This window comes from Cystobacter fuscus DSM 2262 (assembly GCF_000335475.2).
In the GTDB taxonomy this organism is placed as follows: domain Bacteria; phylum Myxococcota; class Myxococcia; order Myxococcales; family Myxococcaceae; genus Cystobacter; species Cystobacter fuscus.
The window spans coordinates 102,452-119,254 of the sequence record NZ_ANAH02000025.1 but is presented as its reverse complement, the minus strand read 5'-3'; the positions used below and the strand labels follow the sequence as shown (position 1 = coordinate 119,254).

The following is a 16,803-nucleotide window of genomic DNA, read 5'->3' as shown; positions in this document are numbered from 1 at the left end:
GGCTACTCGAAGCGCTCCCCTCTTCCGAAGCCCTCCAGGCTCCACGCCGTCGGGCAGAAGGCATACGTGCCCGTCTGGGCGCCGCCACCCAACAACAGCCGCAGCAGCGAGAAGCGCCGACCGCCGCCTCCGAACGTCTTCAGCTCGAAGGGCCCCGGCGCCTTGGCCAGCTCCATGGCCCGCGCGCACGCCTCCTCGAAGCCGCCCTCCGTCCGGTCCACCAGCCCCGCCGCGCGCGCCCGTTGCCCGCTGTACACCCGCCCCTCCGCCAGCGCGTGGATCTCCTCCTTGGTGCGCCCCCGCGCCCGGGCCACCCGCTCCAGGAAGGCCTGGTAGGTCTCCTCCATCTCCGCCTCCATCAACTCCCGCTCGCGCTCGGTGAAGCCCCGCGACGAGGAGAACATGCCCGCGCTCTCGCCCCGGGTGATGAGCGTGCGGTGCACCCCCAGCTTCGCCAGCAGCCCGGAGATGTCGAACTTCCCCCCGAACACGCCAATGGAGCCCACGATGGCGTGCGGCGTGGCCCAGATCTCCCGCGCGCCCAGCGCCGCCATGTAGCCGCCGCTGGCCGCCACCCGGTCCACGAAGGCGATGACGGGCTTCTTGCGCGCCACCCGCTGCACCGCCTCCAGGATGATCTCCGAGGCCACCGCCGAGCCCCCCGAGCTCGCCACGTACAACACCACCGCGCGCGAGCGCCGATCCCTCCCCGCCGCGCGCAGCGCCTTCACCACCGTCTCCGAGCCCGACAGCTCCGGGCCCACGCCCGTGCCGCCCTTGCCCGTGACGATCATCCCCGACACCGGCACCACCGCGAGCCGGGGCTTGCGCTTGAGCCTCCGCCACCGCACCGGCGGCCACGGCAGCCGCGCCCGGTACAGCTCCATGGACTCCACCCCCTCGCCCTCCCCCTCCTCGTCCTCGCCGGTGCTCAGGCCCAGCCGTTTGGGCAGGTCCATCTCGTCACACAGCCCGTCGACGAGCCCCTCGGCCGCCGCGCGCCGGGCACTGTAGGGCCCCACGTCGATCCACCGCCGCACCTCCTCGGGCGCGCGGCGCCGGCCCCTCGCCACGATGTCCACCAGCTCCCCGTAGCGCTCATCCAGGAAGGCCTCCAGCGTGCGCCGCTGGATGTCCGACACCTGGGGGTGCGTGAAGAGCTCGGGCGCCGTCTTGTACTCGCCGCGCCGGAAGAAGTGCGCCTGGATGCCCAGCCGGCCCAGGCCCTCGCTCAGCGCGGTGGCCTCCGCCGCGTAGCCCACCAGCTCCAGCCGCCCCGCGGGGCTGAGCAGCACCTCGTCCGCCGAGCACATCACCTGGTAGCCCAGGCTGTCCGTGCTCACCGCCCAGGCCACCACCCGCTTGCCCGCCGCCCGGAAGTCCCCGAGCAGCTTCACCAGCACGTCCCGCTTGGCCGGCGGCACCGCCAGCTCCCCCATCTCCAGGAGGATGCCCTTGATCGCCGGGTCCCTCGCCAGGAGGGCGAGATCCTCGCGCAGCCGCTCCAGGGACGTCACCGTGGCGGGCTCCGGACGGCCCTGGCTCCCGAGCAGGCCCAGGCGGGGCGCGCGCCCCGGCTCGCGGTAGGAGGGCTCTCCGGACAACCGGAAGCGCACGAAGGCGGGGCGGCTCCGGGCCCCCAACAGGCGCAGCGGCAGGCCCAGCAGGGCGCGGAGTAACAACAGCAGGTTGACCAGGGGAACGAAGAGCAGGCGCACGGCAGCCGCGCCTAGTGGAGCCCGGCAAGCGAAGCAAGCCCTGTTCTTGGCTGCTGTCGGGTCGTGATAGGCTGCCCGCCCATGCACTTGTCCCGCTTGTCGCGTCTGTTGGCCCTTCTCGTGCTCGTCTCGGGAGGCGCCGCCCTCGCCCAGCCCCAGCGTCGGCAGCTCGGCTCCTACCAGGACTCGGAGATGACCCTGGAGGAGCGCAACGCCGCGCGCGCCCGGCCCAAGTCCAACATCAACGCCTACACCAAGGACATCAAGGTCAAGGAAGAGCCCATTCCCTGGAAGGCCATCGGACTGGCCGTCATCGCCTTCGCCGTCACCGCGCCCTTCGCCTGGCGCGCCTACAAGGGCACCACCCGGGACATCGCCGCGGCCAACACCTTCGGCACCTCCAGCACCCGCGGGGGTGAGGACGCCAGCGAGCAGTAGTCCCGTGGTGCCTCCCCACATGTCCGGCCCCCGACCCAAGACGTGCGCCGCCTGCGGGCGCGCCATCGCCCCGGTCGAGCTGTACTACCGCTTCACCCTCGTGCTCGAGGGGGAGCAGGACGTGATCGGCACCGCCGCGCGGCCGGGCACCCCGGACGCGGAGGATGAGCTCGCCACGCTGCTCAAGCGGCTCGAGGCCGGGTCCGAGTCCGCCGAGGAGTTGGAGGCGCAGGTGCACTGGGAACGAGGCGGCAGCGTGTGCGGGGCCTGCCGCGCGGTGCTGGTGCGCACGTTGTCCGCGCCCCCCGACGTGGCCGAGCCCCACTGACTCAGGACGTCACGCCCGTGCCTTCCACCGACACGTCGAGCTGATCGAAGGCATGGCCCAGGGCCACGATGCCCAGGGCCACCTCGGTCACCAGCACCAGCGCCGCGGTGAAGCCCGCGAAGGGCAGCGCCCACACCCCGGCGTCCAGGAGCTGGTACAGCCCGAAGCCCACCACCGCCGCCAGGAAGGCCGCGGGCAGCATCCCCACGAGCAACACCACCATCGTGCCCACCAGCGTCAACAGCCGCTGGCCAATGGCCTCCAGCCCCCGCGCCCGCTCGCCCTCGGGCGGCAGCCAGGCCGGAAAGAGCACCACCGCCGCGTTCTGCACGAAGAGCCCGCCCAGCGTCACCGCGGGCAGGAGCCACACCGCCCCCAGCCCCAGCGCCACCCACAGCTCGTTCCACCCCTCCGCGCGCCACACCGAGCCGCCCACCGCCACCCCCAGCAACCCCACCTGCGCGACGCCGAGCAGCAGCGCGGGCGCGGCCAGCTCCGCGGCCACCACCTGCCGGCCCGTGAGCGGCAGCGCGCGCAGCTGCTCCAACCGGGGGAGATCCATCCGCAGATCCGTCCGCACGGCGGACGGGCCGAAGAAGCACAGCAGCACCGCGAAGCCCCCACACAAGGGCGACAGGAAGCCGCTGAGCTGGGCGAGCGCCTCGCCCGGACTCTCGCCCGAGGCCGCCACGGCCACCACCCCGCCCAGCAGCGCCGCGCCGACGAGCCGTCCCACGCTCCCCGTCCGTTTGCCGGCGATGAGGTTCTTCCAGAGGATCGCCACCTCCGGCCGGCCCACGGCCGCCAGCCGGAAGGGCGGCGCGCTCGTCCGCGGGGGCAGGCTCCGGCCCCCGCGCTGGGCCAGCTGCTCCCGGATCCGGGCCCGCTCCTCGGCGCGCCCCACCGCCGACTCCTCGAAGGGCACCGCCGCCTTCATCACCCACGCGTAGTGCACGGCGAGCAGGCCGAGTCCGAGGGGCAGGCGCCGCAGGAAGGCGCCCACGTCCTGTGCGAGCGGCAGGGCCACCAGCGCGCGCCCCGGCCACAGCGCCGGCGACGTGCTCAACGCGAGCACCCACTGCCGCAGCATCAGGGGATTCCACCCTTCCTCCGGAAAGGGATGGTGGCTCAACGCCTCCATGGCCGCGCCGATCAGCAGGGCGCACACGGCCGTGAGCAGCACCCAGCGCACCACCGTGCCGGACGTGCCGCGCCGGGCGAGCCGCGTGCGCATGAAGGAGGCCGCCGTCACGTGCAGGCTCACCGTGGTGAGCGTCACCGTGGTGCCCAGGAAGAAGAGCACGGGGTGCGGCGAGAGCACGCGCCCGACGAACACGGTGGCGGCGAGCGCTCCCACGGCCGCGCCCCCGAGCCCCCGCGCGAGCTTGAAGTGCAGCAGCTCCCTCCTCGACACGGGCGCGGGGAAGAGGTGCTGGACTTCCGTCTCGCTGAAGGACAGCGCGGGCCGGTCGGGCCCCAGCGCCCAGGCCGACAGCAGCGTGCCCAGCATGGCCGTGCCGAGCATGAACTCGCTGAAGAGCCGGGCCATGGGCGACACCACCGCCCACTCCTGCTGGTAGCCCAGGCGCCGCAGGAACAGCGAGTAGACATACAGCGCGCCGACCAGGGCCCCCACGAGGTACTTCGGCTGGCGCAACCGCCGCACCTGGTGCAGCGCGCGGTTGCGCGCCGAGGCGGCCCAGAGGAACACCACCGCGCGCGCGAAGCTCATGGCGCCTCGCGCTCCGGCCCGGGCGCCGCGCTGGTGATGCGGATGAAGAGCTCCTCCAGGGACGCGCCCGCGGCCTCGGGCCCGCTCAGCCGCGCGCGGATCTCCGGCAGCGTCCCCAGCGCCACCACCCGCCCCCCGGCGATGACGAGCAGGCGGTGGCACAGCTCCTCCACCAGCGGCAACAGGTGCGAGGAGAGCACCAGCGCCGTGCCCTCTTCCGCGCGCCGGCGCAGCGAGGCCTTCATCCGGCGGATTGCCAGGGGATCCAACCCCGTGAGCGGCTCGTCCAGGATGATGAGCCGCGGCGTGTGCAGGAAGCCGCACGCGATGGACAGCTTCTGCTTCATCCCGCGCGACAGCTCGCCCGGCAGGGCCTTCTCCTTGCCCACGAGTTCCATCTCGTCCAGCAGCGCCCGGGCGCGCGGCTCCCAGTCCTCCACGCCATACAACCGGGCCACGAAGTTCAGGTGCTCCCAGACGGTGAGGTACTCGAAGAGGCGCGGCTCGTCCGGCAGGAACGCCAGGGAGCGCTTGGCCTCCACGGGATGCTGCGCCAGATCATACCCCGCCACCGTGATGCGTCCGGCCGACGGGGGCAGGATGCCCGCCAGGCAGCGCAGCGTGGTCGTCTTCCCCGCGCCATTGGGCCCCACCAGGCCGAGCACCTCACCCGGAGCGAGCTGGAACGTCACGCCCTGTACCGCCTTCACCTCGCCGTAGGTCTTCTCCAGCCCGCCGACCCGCAGCACCGGCGCCGTCACCTCGCTCATAGGGGTGACAAAATACGCGTCCCCCCAGGGGGTTTCCACTGCGGGCGGCGGACTCGAGCCGTTAGGGTACGTGCCCCTTCATGACGCCCATGACGCCCGCGAAGACAGTGAAGACGCTGCTCACCCGCCTCCACACCGCCTACCCGGAGGCCCGCTACGAGCTGAACTGGAAGACGCCGTATGAGCTGCTCGTGGCCACCGTGCTCGCCGCGCAGTGCACGGACGAGCGCGTCAACCGCGTGACGGCCACCCTCTTCCAGAAATACCCCGGAGGCCCCCGGGCGCTCGCCGACGCGGAGCCGGCCGAGCTCGAGGAGGACCTGCGTCCCACGGGCTTCTACAAGCAGAAGACGAAGGCGGTGCAGGCGCTCAGCCGCGCGTTGCTCATGGACTTCGGCGGCGAGGTGCCCCACTCCCTCGAGCAGCTCACCACCCTGCCGGGCGTGGCGCGCAAGACGGCCAACGTCGTGCTCAACACCGCCTTCAACCTGCCCTCGGGCATCATCGTCGACACCCACGTGGTGCGCGTGAGCCAGCGGCTCGGGCTCACCAAGAAGAAGAAGCCCGAGGAGATCGAACAGGAGCTGATGAAGCTCGTCCCCAAGGAGGAGTGGACCTTCCTCGGGCCCGCCACCGTCCTGCACGGCCGCTACACCTGCATGGCACGCAAACCCAAGTGCGACGCCTGCCCCCTGGCCGACTTCTGTCCGAAGCTCGGAGTGGAGGCGCCGCCCGGGTAGCACCGGCCTCCGGCTACGGCAGGACGCCCTCGATCTCCCGCACCTCGTCCGCGGAGAGACGGAACTCCATGGCGCCGATGAAGCCATCCACCTCCCAGGGAGGTGGCGCCTCAGCGGGCGGCGCGGGCCACCCGGGCGAAGTGGTGGGCGAGCCGCTCGAGCAACTCCCTGTTCTCACCCTCCGCCGCGCGCAGCTTCGGAAGCTGGGCGCGCAGCTCGTCCACGTTCTTCTCGTACAACTCCACCAGCTCCTCCGCGCCCTGCGTGAACCAGCGCTCGAGCTCGTCCGCGGTGAGTTCCAGGTGGAACTGGAGTCCATACGAGTCCCCGAGCCGGAAGGCCTGCTGGGTATAGCGATCCGTCGAGGCCAGGAGCGTGGCGCCCGGCACCGGCTTGAAGGTGTCCTGGTGCCAGTGCGCCACGGTGGCCCGAGGGCGCACGCCACCGAGCACAGGATCCGCCAGGCCTTCCTTCGTCCAGCGCACCGGGGCCACTCCCACCTCCAGGCCGTTCTTCCCCACGAAGACCTCGGAGCCCGCCGCGGCCGCCAGCAACTGCGCGCCCAGACACAGGCCCAGCACGGGCCGCGAGAACGCGAGCCGCTCGCTCAACAGCCCGAGCTCCTCCGCGAGGAAGGGGTGACGCTCGGCCTCGTAGACACCCATGGGGCCTCCGAGCACCACCACCAGCTCCGCGTCCACGTCCTCGCGCTTGACGCTCCGGAAGCGCTTGACGAGCGTGAACCCCGCCGCCTCCAGAGCGGGACCGAGCATCCCCGGCCCCTCGTGCTCCTCGTGCTGCATCACCACCGCGCGCATGATTCTCTCCGAATGAGAATGGGCAAGGTCGCCCGTGCAATCTACCCATTCGGCGCTACAGTGGGGGGCTGGTTTCCCCCGAACCCACCCGAGTCCCCTCACGAGATCCGTCCCCCGCCGGAGCCGTCATGAGTGCCCGCCTCACCTTCGATGATTCGCTCTGGCCCCTGGTCATCTTCCGCCCCGCGGGCGTGATGACGAACGGCCAGTTCGAGGAGTTCCTCACCCGCTCCGCGTCCTACCTGGAGCGGGGCGAGCCGTACGTCAGCATCACCGACGCGCGCCAGGCGGGAATGCCCCCGCTCGATCAGCTCCGCAGACTGTCGGAGTGGCTCGACACGAACTCGGATCGGCTGCGCGAGCAGGTGCTCTGCAACGCCATCATCGTCACCTCCGCGGCCATGCGCCTGTCGATGAGCCTCGTCTTCCACCTCAAGCCCCAGCCGATGCCCCACCGGGCCATGTCGGACATGGAGTCGGCCCTCGAGTACGCGCTCGACAAGCTCCGGGAGTCAGGGCGCGTCGCCGACGCCGAGCGCATCCAGCGGCACTTCGCCGCGTCCAGCGCCCACGTGGGCTGACGCCCCGGCTTCAGTCGCCCGGCTCCCGCGCGCAGTCCTCGTGACGCAGCGGCTTCTTCACCTGCTTCGTCACCAGCTCCCCCTTGAGCGCGGAGAAGGTCCAGGTGCGGGCGTGCAACTCCGCACGCGGCCCCGTGTCGCACGTCGGATCCTTCAGCCACTCCTCCAGCACCACCTCGTTGCGGCCCCCCTTCAGGCGCTTCGCCTCCGACGAAACGCCCTCCTCCGGGGGCTCGACGACCGTGGTCGTGACGTCCTCCTTGCCCAGCAGCCCGAGCACGAGCAGCCAGCCGTGTCGCGCCCCCGCGCCCTCCCCTTCGATGGAGCGGAACAGGGTCGCCGCGAGGCTGCCCCCCTTGGCCCACACCCGGGCGCTCCCGCCCAGCGACCAGCCCGGCGCCATCGACGGACACGCGCGTGGCTCCCCCTCCTCCCACATCACCCAGCGCGTGGTCGCGAGCGGCTCCAGGGCCTTGAACACCTTCGCCAGCTCCGTGCCCGACGCCCGGTCACACACGCCCAGCACCACGACATAGGTGCCGGGCCGCAAGCCGGGGACCTCCGAGCCCTCGAGGATTCGGGGGAAGCCGGGCCCGAGCTCCACCACGCGCGCCCAGCTCTCCGCGCGCTCCTGGTAGGACGACAGGACGGACTCCGCCTCCTCGCGCGTGCGGCCCCCTCCCCACATCAGCAGCGTCCGCTCGCCGAGCGAACCGATCGGCGGAAGCTCGGGCTGGGCCGCCGCCCGCGGGGAGAGCAGCCACACGACGACGAGGAACAGGAGGCGCATGTGGCCGGGCATCATACGGCCCGCGCGGACCCCAGGGGGCGGCCCGCGAGCGCGCTCGGGGACCAGGCCAGTTGCTCGACCCGGAGCCCGGGCAGGGCGCGGAACAGCAACCAGTCCCCGCTGCCCGCGAGTGGTCCCTTCACCAGGTGCCCGGTGTCGAGCACCTGCCGGCCAATGGGCGTGGAGGTGTCCTCGAGCGCGAGCTGGAAGCGCACCCGCTCGTGCCGCCCATCCTCCAGCACCACGCCGCCCTCCACGCACACGCTGTCGTCGCGCAGGAACACCCGCGAGGCCTCCTCCACCCGGCCATAGGAGTTGTCCGCGAGGATGAGCTCGAAGCGCCCCTCGCGCAGCACCGAGGGACAATCCCCGCTCGGGGTATGCCCCACCACGAGCCGGTGGATGCCCGCGTCGGCGAGCGCCGCGATGAGGCCGGCGGAAGGCAGCCCGGGATGGTTGTTCGCGTCGGCCATGCGCCCGTACACCACGCTCGCGGGGTTGACGCGCTGGCCCGGGATGGGGGCCTGGTAGGCGATGAGCGGCTCCCAGTCCGGAACACCGCCCTCGAGCCGACCCTCGGCGAACGCCGCGAGCTGCCCGGCGTACCAGCCGTTGAGCGCCTCCCGCCACGCATCCACCCCCTCCACCCGGCCCCGCGAGGGCACGAAGCCGAGGCTCTCCTCGCGCACGCCGCCGTGCACGAACAGGGTGTTGCCGATGCGGTGGGCCAACTGGCACGCGGTGAGGTAGTCGCGCAGCACGCCTCCGGGTGCCAGGTCCTCGAGGAAGCTGTCCACCACGTCCTCCTCGCTCACGGCGCGCTCTTCCCGGGCCAGCTCGGCGTGGCGGAACTCGAAGGCGCCGCGCGCCCCCATGGTGTTCGCGAAGATCCACCGCAGGAGCACGGGCCGGGGCGCGCGGCGCACCTCCTCGGGCGTGCGCGCCAGGGGGTGTCCGTTCAACTCGCGCACCAGGCGCAGCTTGTTGATGTCCCGGTTGCCCGCCAGCAGCACCACCTGCGTGGGGAACTCGCGCCAGGCATTCAGCAGCGTGCGCACCACCCGGCGCCCGTCGGGGCCCCGGTCGAGCGCGTCCCCGCCATACACGAAGGTGGCGCCCGGCCGGACGACGAGCCGCCCTCCGGCCTCGAGCGACACATGGGGGTTGTCCCGGCAGAAACTGGCCAGCTTCTCCCACAGCCCCTCCACGTCCGTGAGGTAGGCGACGGGATGAGCGGCGGGGGAGATCTCCGGCAGGGGACTCGCCATGAAGCAAGCGTGCCCTGCCGCGCGGGCTTCGTCACCCCTCTTGTGGGGGCAACGAAGCCCGATGCCCGCCCTACGGGCAGGGCGTTCCGCAGATGATCTTCCCGGTGATCGGATCCTTCCAGCACGGCGGCTGACAATCCACGGCCTGCACGGACGTGGAGGCAAGTCCCATTCCCAAGGCGAGCACGGCGGCGGCGAGAGCGATGATGCGCTTCATGGGGAAGCTCCTGGAGTGGAGGGTTTCACTGCTTTTCCCATTCTACCCGGATAAACCGGGGTGCTGTCGAAAAAATGCCAACACGGGCGCGACGTCACGCGGAGTCCTGGTGGAGCGAGACCTCACGTGCACCGCGGAGAGGACCGGTGGCGCCCTGCCTCGCGGACCCCGGGACCTGTTGTCTGGCGAAAACCCGGGCCGTGTGAACTGACCTCTTGCCGACAATCAATTGTCCGTGGGGCCGAGGCCGGATTCGAGTTCATGCGGAAATAAAAGCGCCTGTTAGTGACACGGACCCTGGACCGAGGGGCGCCCCCTCCCCTCTTCGAACGACGCACGCGATCCGATTCATTCCGAGCGAGGTGTTCATGAAAGCACTCACGTGTGTGGCGGTGCTCGCGCTGGGCGGCACCGTCCTGGCGCAGCCCGCGCCGCCCCAGAAACCCTTTCCCCCGGGGGTCTCCCCGGTGCTGTACGAGCTCTCCGTGCCCCCGGAGCGGCGGCCCACCGCGGCGCAGATCACCCTGGGCGAAAAACTCTTCAATGACAAACGCCTGTCCGCGGACGACTCGGTGAGTTGCGCGACGTGTCATGATCCCAAACGCGCCTTCACGGATGGGCTCCCCCGGTCCGAGGGCATCAAGAAGCAGCGGGGCCAGCGCAACAGCCCCACGGTGCTCAATGCCCTCTTCAACGCCACCCAGTTCTGGGACGGGCGCGCGGGGACGCTCGAGGAGCAGGCGCTTCTGCCCATCATCAACCCCATCGAGATGGGCATGCCCGACGTGGAGGCCGTGGTGGCCAAGGTGAAGGGGCTGCCCGAGTACCCGCCCGAGTTCCAGAAGGTGTTCGGCCGCGAGCCCACCGCCGAGGATCTCGCCACGGCCATCGCCGCGTTCGAGCGCACGCAGTTCTCCGGCAACGCCCGCTTCGATCGCTTCCTGGCGGGTGACTCCAAGGCGCTCAGCGCGGCGGAGAAGCGCGGGTGGGCGCTCTTCAACGGCAAGGCGCGCTGCAACAGCTGCCACGCGGGCAACGCCGTGTCCCCCCTGTTCTCCGACCAGAAGTTCCACAACATCGGCATCGCCGCGCACCAGCACGACTTCCCCAAGCTCGCCGCCGAGGCCCTGCGCGTGGTGCGCACCGGCGACGCCAAGCAGATCGACGAGCTGGCCATCCAGACCAACCTGTCGGAGATGGGCCGCTTCCTCGTCACCAAGAACGAGAACGACATCGGCAGCTTCAAGACGCCCACCCTGCGCAACGTGGGCGTCACCGGCCCCTACATGCACGACGGCTCGCTCGCCACCCTGTGGGACGTGATGGACCACTACAACAAGGGCGGCATCCCCAACCCCTTCCTCGATGGAGGCATGCAGCGGCTGGGCCTCACCGAGCCGGAGATCGACGACGTGGTGGCCTTCCTCTTCGCGCTCACGTCGGAGGACCTGGCGGCGCTGGAGAAGAAGGAGCTGGCGAGCCAGCGCGCCCGGAAGAACAAACGCCCCGAGCGCGATACCGCCGTGGCCCTGGGCAAGAAGGGCAACCTCGGCGACATCGGGGTCAGCCCGGATCTCTCCATCTCCAACCCCGCCGATCGCGGCTTCTATGGGCCCGTGGGCCCGTCCTCGGAGAAGTGAGCCATGAAGCACATCAAGAGCATCGAGACGAAACACCACGAGGAGCGCGACGCCTTCTTCGAGGGCCTGCGCCGGTTGGATCGCCGCGGCTTCATGAAGCTCGCGGGCCTGTCCGCGGGCATCGTGGCCGCCAAGAGCCTCATCACCCCGCACAGCTTCCAGCTCGTCAGCGTGGCCGACGCCGCCCCTTCGGCCCGCCCCCGCTTCACCTTCGCGTACATCTCCGACACACACCTGTACAAGAAGGAGCTCAACGATCGCTTCGTGCGCTCCATCCTGCGCGCGGTGGATGACGTGAACCGGTTGGATCCCCAGCCGGACTTCGTCCTCTTCGGCGGCGACCTGGCGCAACTGGGCAAGAAGGAGGAGCTCGACCTGGGCCGGGAGCTCCTCAAGTCGGTCAAGGCGCCCGTGCGCATGATGGTGGGCGAGCACGACTGGTTCCTCGACATGGGCGAGCACTGGCGCACCAACTTCGGCGAGCCCCAGTACTCGTTCGATCACAAGGGCGTGCACTTCGTCACGCTCATGAGCGTGAACGAGAAGGACTTCTGGACCGAGCGCGGCATGACGCCCGAGGAGCGCATGCAGACGGTGGCGGGGCTCGACAACGGCGTGCAGTCGCGCTTCGAGGTGGGCGCGGCGGGCCGCGAGTGGCTCAAGCAGGACCTGGCCAAGGTCGACAAGAAGACGCCCCTCATCATCTTCAGCCATTCGCCGCTCTACAAATACTACCGGCCGTGGAACTTCTGGACCGAGGACGCGGACGAGATCCAGGCGCTGCTCAGGCCCTTCGAGAACGTGACGGTCATCCACGGCCACACGCACCAGATGCTCAGCAACCAGATCGGCAACATCCAGTTCCACGGGATGCTGTCCACCGCGTGGCCGTGGCCCTACGCCCCCGAGGGGCTGCCCTCGCTCACGGTGCAGATGAACCGCGCGGATCCCTTCAGCAATTTCGACGGGTGCGGCGACGGCCGCTTCGACGTGACCGCCGAGGGGCTGGCGGACAAGCTCTACAACCTCTGGGACCGGGATCCCGTCACGGTCCGCTCCAGCTACCTCGCGTCCAAGGGCAAGAAGGACCGCCCGGCCGCGACGAAACTGCCGTCCTACTAGGAGCCCACACCATGAACGCACGCAAGACACCCGGCATCGCGGCGCTCGGCGCCCTCGGTCTGCTGTCGCTCGGAGCCGCGTCCGCGAAGGACGCGTCCACTCCGGGCACCTCCCCCGCTCCCGCGACGCATCAGGTTCCCCGCTCGGCGGAGGGCAACGTGGTGATCGCCCTGTGCGACGGCGAGACGACGCTCGAGGTCAAGGGCGTGAAGGACCCCGCGCAAATCGACAAGAAGCAGGCCCAGGCCATCTCCGACCAGCTCATGGCGGAGTGGTATCGCAAGAACCCCCAGGCGAACTGGGATCCGGTGCCCCCTCGCGTGGCCCTGGCCCAGCCGCCCACGCCTCCGCCGGCCGCCAAGGCGGACGTGAAGAAGCAGGGGGAGAGTGCCGCCTCCGACGCGGCAGGGGTCGCGAAGCAGAAGGGCGACCAGGAACAGGCGGGCCATACGTATGGGGCCTTCAGCGCCCGGGACGAGGCGTTGTGGAAGGCCTCGGCCGAGCAGATGGTGAAGGAAGGGCACCGGGTGTTCCATGACTCCAAGGAGCTGGGCAGCACCGTGGCCATCTCCTGCGACATGTGCCACCCGGACGGGGCGAACACGCACCCGGAGACCTATCCGAAGTACCAGGTGCAGCTCGGCCGCGTGGCGCTGCTGCGCGACATGGTGAACTGGTGCATCGAGAACCCCGTGCGTGGCAAGGCGCTCGCCGAGGATGACCCGAGGATGAAGGCCATGGAGGCCTATATCTTCGCCCAGCGCAAGGGCGTGAAGCTGGAGTACGGCAAGCACTGAGCGGCGGGGAGCGTGCCGCCGCTTCGGGGGGTGACCATGGCTTGGAACGAGGTGCTGGAAGGTTCGGGGGTGTGGGTCCACGCGTATGAGGTCCGGCACTTCGGGCCCACCAACGCGTTCGCCGTCCAGCTCCACCCGGGAGAACTCGCGGTGGTCAGCCCGCCGCCGGTTCTGTCGGACGCGGACCATGCCGCGCTCGAGGCCCACGGCCGGGTCACGGCGATCGTCGCCCCCCACTCCGGACATGACCTGGGCCTGCCGGCGTGGCAGGCCCGTTATCCCGAGGCCCGCTCCTACGCGCCCTCGGCGGCGCTCGCCGCCCTGACCCGGCCCGGCCTGAAGTCCTTCACGGACCTCTCGGGCCTGCCCACCCCTCCCGAGGTCGTCTTCCGCGAGCTGCTCGGCTCCAAGAACGGAGGCACCCTGGTGCGCGTGCTCCGGGGGGCCCGGCCCGTGCTCTATATCGACGAGTTGTTGGGCAACCAGGCCGCGCCTCCACCCCACCCCTTCTGGAAGTTCGCCTTCTGGGTGAGCGGCAGCGCTCCGGGGTTGCGCATCAATCGCATCTTCAAGACGGTGTTGTGCACCGAGCCGGGGCGGATCGCGCGGACACTGCTGGAGTCCTTGGAGGGCGAGCCCATCCTCGTGCCCGCCCACGGGGCGCCGCTGCGCCGGGCCGAGGATGTCGTCCGCGCCCGGGCTCTGTTGCAATCGATTGCATCATGAGAAGCAAGCAGGTGTAGCGCAGGTGGAACCCACGCGTAGGCGGTAGAAGAAGCCATGACCGACGAGGAACGGCTTGTCTGGCGACGATTCGAGCAACTGGAGCAGCGAGTACTGGAGCAGGGAGAGGCGCTCGAGCTGAGTGACGAAACCCGCGCCCTGCTGAGCGGAGGCGCCCGACTCGTGACGATCAGCACCGGGGACATCGAAGACGCCCTGCGCGGTGTCTCGACAGCGACCACCCTCCTGCGGGAGATCGGTCGTCGTATCCGGGACGGCTCCCTGCGCTTGGGGAAGGTGGATTCCCAAGTCGATGCCCTGCGCGACAAGGGCGACTTCGCTGGCGCGCGGAAGGTGATCGAAGATGCCCTCGCAGCCGAGGTCGTTTCTCACTACCGGGAGCAGCTCGAGATCCGACTCGACTATCTGGCAACATTCGAGACGATCTTCCTGACCGGGCAGGTCGAACAGGACTTTCACCCATGGGGGCAGATCCGAGCCCTGGCTCTCCGGGTTCAACAGGGCCAATCGCTGGAACTCCGCGACGACCTGCGCGACTTCCTGCGGCGGACCGCGCCTATCGTGGCCATCAGTGAGACCGAAACCGAAGAGTCTCTCAGGACCGTGGGAGGCACCGAGGCACTCCTGGCGGTGATGTTGAAGCGCATGGACGACGGAAAGCAGCGGCTTTCACAAGCTCTTCACCGGATGATCCGTTGTCAGGAAGCAGGAGATCTCGAAGGGGCACGTCATCAACTGCGAGCGGTGCTGGCCGTGGAGATTGTCCCGCAGTACCGCCGCATGGCCGAGGAGAACCTGAGGAGCTTGGACGAACTGCCCTCGGCGTCGTGACCTTATTGGCGGAGACTTCGCCTCCGCGGCAGTACGACCCTCCGGAAGGTGTCGCGCGACTTCGGCATGGCCCAGTCAGTAGACGATGCAGTCGAACTGCTCGATGACGGCCCTGAACGCTTCCGCTGTGGTCTTGCGGCGCCTGGCGAGGGCGGGGGCGTAGAACGTCACGGCCGTTGTGCGGGGAGGATCCCTGTACTGCCTCTCCACGATGATGGGGCGAAAACCTCCCGGCCACTGGATGCTGTTGAGTTCGCGGGCTCGCCCAATGGGGTCCAGAATGGTGAATCAGGGCCACTTGGGGAAGCGGATGGTGGCAGGGTCACAGCCCATGATGCGGCAAGCATCCATCTGGGCCTCGGTGAAGTCGCAGTCCTCGATGAAGCCATGCTGATACCACGGCAGGCTCATGTATTCAGGCCAGTAGCCGAAGTCACACCCTGTCAGCCGACCCTTGAACCGGCAGCCCTTGAGGGACGCGGCCACCCAGCTCTGGTAATTCTTCAACTCCTGCTTCACCTCGAAGGTGCAGTCGATGAAGCAGGGCTGATTGAGGCTCAGGTGCCGAGCGGACACCTGCCCCACCTTCGAGAAGCTCCGGTGCACAGGAGCATCCATCTCATGGAGAGTTCCGCATGATCCGAGCAAGACCAGGCTCTTGGCATGGGAAGATCACTTCGAGCCCCTTTTGTTGGCGGAAGGTCCGTGGTCATTGTTCCGCTCAAGGATCTGACTCCGGGAGACCGCCAACGCGAACCTCCTGCGCAGCAGCTTCGCCCAGTCCACTCGCGGCATCCGCTCCTTCTTCGGCTCCTTGCTGACCACTGCTTCAGGTGCCGCGCTCGCCCCCTCCTTTCCTGCGTGGGGGAGCAACAGGAAGGGCGGAGTGTGCACCATGAGCAAGCAACACCACCGTAACCTTGACCGCTCGGCAGGGTTTGCACTGGCAAAAATCGTAAACCGGGTATTCATCTGCTTACTCGCGTAGCAGCCTGCCTGAAGTACCGGTTCTCGAAGCCGTTTTGAACGAAGCCTTTTTGCTGTAAGAGTGGGTGCCAGCGATTGCGCTTCCATGCGCGTCACAAATCCACACATCAAGAGAAACAAGAACAATTCATGATGAAAGCCTTCCGGAGTAGGACGTTGGGGGTTCACCTGCGCATGTCATCCATGGCCATCCGCTTGGGCGTACTGACCGGCCTGATAGCGGGACTGACGATCTCGGCACAGGCGCAGGCGCAGACGACCCCTAATCGGATGCACATCACAGACTTGGAGGTGGATTACGACCTGGACCAGATGACCATCCATGGCCGCAACTTCGTCACTTCCACCGGACTCGCGCCCAGCGTTTACCTCATGGATATTGGGGTGCAAGTCAAGACCTATACCCCTTACACTGTCGTCGTCGCCCTACCTCCGGTACTCATGCGCTCCGGCTCTTACCGGCTAACGATGTCGACCGGCTCCAATGTAGAACAGAATGACTCCTTCGATGTGACTCTGGGCGCGGTGGGACCCAAGGGCGAGAAGGGTGAGAAGGGCGACACCGGTCCGCAGGGGGTGCAGGGTATTCCGGGCCCGCAAGGTCCCAAGGGCGACACTGGTCCTCAAGGGCTTCAGGGCATCCCCGGCCCTGGCGCGAGAGTATTCAGTACGCCTTTTTCTACTCTCACGTCGGTGGTCTCTAGTTGTACTCCAACCGCAGTCATGGACTTGGCGTGTAGGTCAGCAGTCCACCGGTATTGCGCATGGAATGGATATGCGACGGGTTTCGGTCCTTTCGAACACGGCGCCGGAAACGTGGCGTTCGCCTGTGTGAAGTAAGACCGCGTCTGGTAAAAATGCGTTTGTTACGAACGTTCATCAACTGTTGAGGAGATTGATGACGTGAGTCGCATGGGGCGGTAAAGTCGCCTTCCGGCTCCAGTACTGCTCGCCAATAGAAGGGCCCGGACTCGCGAGACGATTCCGGGCCCTTCGCCTTTTCCTCAGCCTCCTGGGGCCTTCGCGGATGTTCCTGGCGAATGCGGTCGGGCGGGAGCAGTTGCAACACTACGCTGAGCGACTGATGGATTCCCGGGCTCTGTATCCCAGACATCATCTTTTGGTTATCACCCAGACCGACCAAAGGGCAGCGGTCGAGGCGTATGCGGCCCAGATTCTCATCCACCAGAGCTATTCATCCCAGTGGCTATGTCCACGAACTTCGTGGACAGTCCACTAGCGCCGGAGTTGGCCGAGCTTGTGGAGCACCTCGGGTATTCGC

General features: G+C 68.8%; 17 protein-coding genes and 1 pseudogene. 10 read left to right on the top strand and 8 right to left on the bottom strand.

Features of this window, described 5'->3' with window-relative positions; genetic code table 11:
• Positions 1-2: 2 nt before the first annotated feature.
• The gene (gene sppA / locus D187_RS33300; RefSeq protein WP_002632377.1) at positions 3-1,718 is read right to left on the bottom strand and encodes a signal peptide peptidase SppA; all 1,716 of its coding nucleotides are present in this window, start codon (positions 1,716-1,718) and stop codon (positions 3-5) included.
• 81 nt (positions 1,719-1,799) lie between these two features.
• Here sppA and D187_RS33295 point away from each other — a divergent pair, with 81 nt between their 5' ends.
• Complete coding sequence (locus tag D187_RS33295; RefSeq protein ID WP_043432653.1) at positions 1,800-2,156, top strand: hypothetical protein; 357 nt, start codon at positions 1,800-1,802, stop codon at positions 2,154-2,156.
• Between the two features lie 19 nt (positions 2,157-2,175).
• Positions 2,176-2,484 (top strand): hypothetical protein, encoded by a 309-nt coding sequence (locus D187_RS33290; RefSeq protein WP_043432651.1) that lies wholly within the window; start codon positions 2,176-2,178, stop codon positions 2,482-2,484.
• A 1-nt stretch (position 2,485) separates the two neighbouring features.
• Here the strand turns inward: D187_RS33290 and D187_RS33285 are convergent, their stop codons facing one another.
• Positions 2,486-4,216 (bottom strand): putative ABC exporter domain-containing protein, encoded by a 1,731-nt coding sequence (locus D187_RS33285; protein ID WP_002632380.1) that lies wholly within the window; start codon positions 4,214-4,216, stop codon positions 2,486-2,488.
• On the bottom strand, positions 4,213-4,986 hold the full coding sequence (locus tag D187_RS33280) for an ABC transporter ATP-binding protein (protein WP_002632381.1): 774 nt from the start codon (positions 4,984-4,986) through the stop codon (positions 4,213-4,215). The genes D187_RS33285 and D187_RS33280 overlap by 4 nt, the downstream gene beginning before the upstream one ends.
• A gap of 80 nt (positions 4,987-5,066) precedes the next feature.
• Between D187_RS33280 and nth the strand changes: the two genes are divergently transcribed.
• Positions 5,067-5,726, top strand: a complete 660-nt coding sequence (gene nth / locus D187_RS33275) for an endonuclease III (RefSeq protein ID WP_002632382.1) — start codon at positions 5,067-5,069, stop codon at positions 5,724-5,726.
• A 110-nt stretch (positions 5,727-5,836) separates the two neighbouring features.
• Here the strand turns inward: nth and D187_RS33270 are convergent, their stop codons facing one another.
• Complete coding sequence (locus D187_RS33270; RefSeq protein ID WP_002632383.1) at positions 5,837-6,544, bottom strand: glutamine amidotransferase-related protein; 708 nt, start codon at positions 6,542-6,544, stop codon at positions 5,837-5,839.
• Positions 6,545-6,672: 128 nt separating this feature from the next.
• Between D187_RS33270 and D187_RS33265 the strand changes: the two genes are divergently transcribed.
• Positions 6,673-7,125, top strand: a complete 453-nt coding sequence (locus D187_RS33265) for a hypothetical protein (RefSeq protein WP_002632384.1) — start codon at positions 6,673-6,675, stop codon at positions 7,123-7,125.
• 10 nt (positions 7,126-7,135) lie between these two features.
• On the opposite strand, the gene D187_RS33260 is transcribed toward D187_RS33265, so the two are convergent.
• The 3 genes from D187_RS33260 to D187_RS56835 all read right to left on the bottom strand — a co-directional run bounded on the left by D187_RS33260 (position 7,136) and on the right by D187_RS56835 (position 9,400).
• Positions 7,136-7,915: a hypothetical protein gene (locus D187_RS33260; protein ID WP_002632385.1), complete on the bottom strand. Its 780-nt coding sequence runs from the start codon at positions 7,913-7,915 to the stop codon at positions 7,136-7,138.
• A gap of 11 nt (positions 7,916-7,926) precedes the next feature.
• Positions 7,927-9,183: a metallophosphoesterase family protein gene (locus D187_RS33255; protein WP_002632386.1), complete on the bottom strand. Its 1,257-nt coding sequence runs from the start codon at positions 9,181-9,183 to the stop codon at positions 7,927-7,929.
• A gap of 70 nt (positions 9,184-9,253) precedes the next feature.
• Positions 9,254-9,400 carry a hypothetical protein gene (locus D187_RS56835; protein ID WP_002632388.1) on the bottom strand — a complete coding sequence of 49 codons (147 nt, stop codon included), beginning with the start codon at positions 9,398-9,400 and terminating at the stop codon, positions 9,254-9,256.
• Positions 9,401-9,768: 368 nt separating this feature from the next.
• Between D187_RS56835 and D187_RS33250 the strand changes: the two genes are divergently transcribed.
• From D187_RS33250 to D187_RS33230, 5 genes are read left to right on the top strand one after another with little or no spacing between them, the layout of a single operon-like run.
• On the top strand, positions 9,769-11,040 hold the full coding sequence (locus D187_RS33250; protein ID WP_043432649.1) for a cytochrome-c peroxidase: 1,272 nt from the start codon (positions 9,769-9,771) through the stop codon (positions 11,038-11,040).
• A 3-nt stretch (positions 11,041-11,043) separates the two neighbouring features.
• Entirely contained in the window at positions 11,044-12,162 is a 1,119-nt protein-coding gene (locus D187_RS33245) for a metallophosphoesterase family protein (protein WP_002632391.1), read from the top strand.
• 11 nt (positions 12,163-12,173) lie between these two features.
• Complete coding sequence (locus D187_RS58305; RefSeq protein ID WP_002632392.1) at positions 12,174-12,959, top strand: c-type cytochrome; 786 nt, start codon at positions 12,174-12,176, stop codon at positions 12,957-12,959.
• Between the two features lie 36 nt (positions 12,960-12,995).
• Positions 12,996-13,685, top strand: coding sequence for a hypothetical protein (locus D187_RS33235; RefSeq protein WP_043432645.1), 690 nt, complete (start codon positions 12,996-12,998; stop codon positions 13,683-13,685).
• Between the two features lie 54 nt (positions 13,686-13,739).
• Positions 13,740-14,534, top strand: a complete 795-nt coding sequence (locus D187_RS33230; RefSeq protein ID WP_002632394.1) for a DUSAM domain-containing protein — start codon at positions 13,740-13,742, stop codon at positions 14,532-14,534.
• A 75-nt stretch (positions 14,535-14,609) separates the two neighbouring features.
• On the opposite strand, the pseudogene D187_RS52930 reads toward D187_RS33230, so the two are convergent.
• A pseudogene (locus D187_RS52930) lies at positions 14,610-15,119 on the bottom strand (hypothetical protein); the annotation flags it as partial.
• A gap of 531 nt (positions 15,120-15,650) precedes the next feature.
• Between D187_RS52930 and D187_RS58925 the strand changes: the two are divergent.
• Entirely contained in the window at positions 15,651-16,361 is a 711-nt protein-coding gene (locus D187_RS58925) for an IPT/TIG domain-containing protein (protein ID WP_043432643.1), read from the top strand.
• The last annotated feature ends 442 nt before the right edge of the window (positions 16,362-16,803 follow it).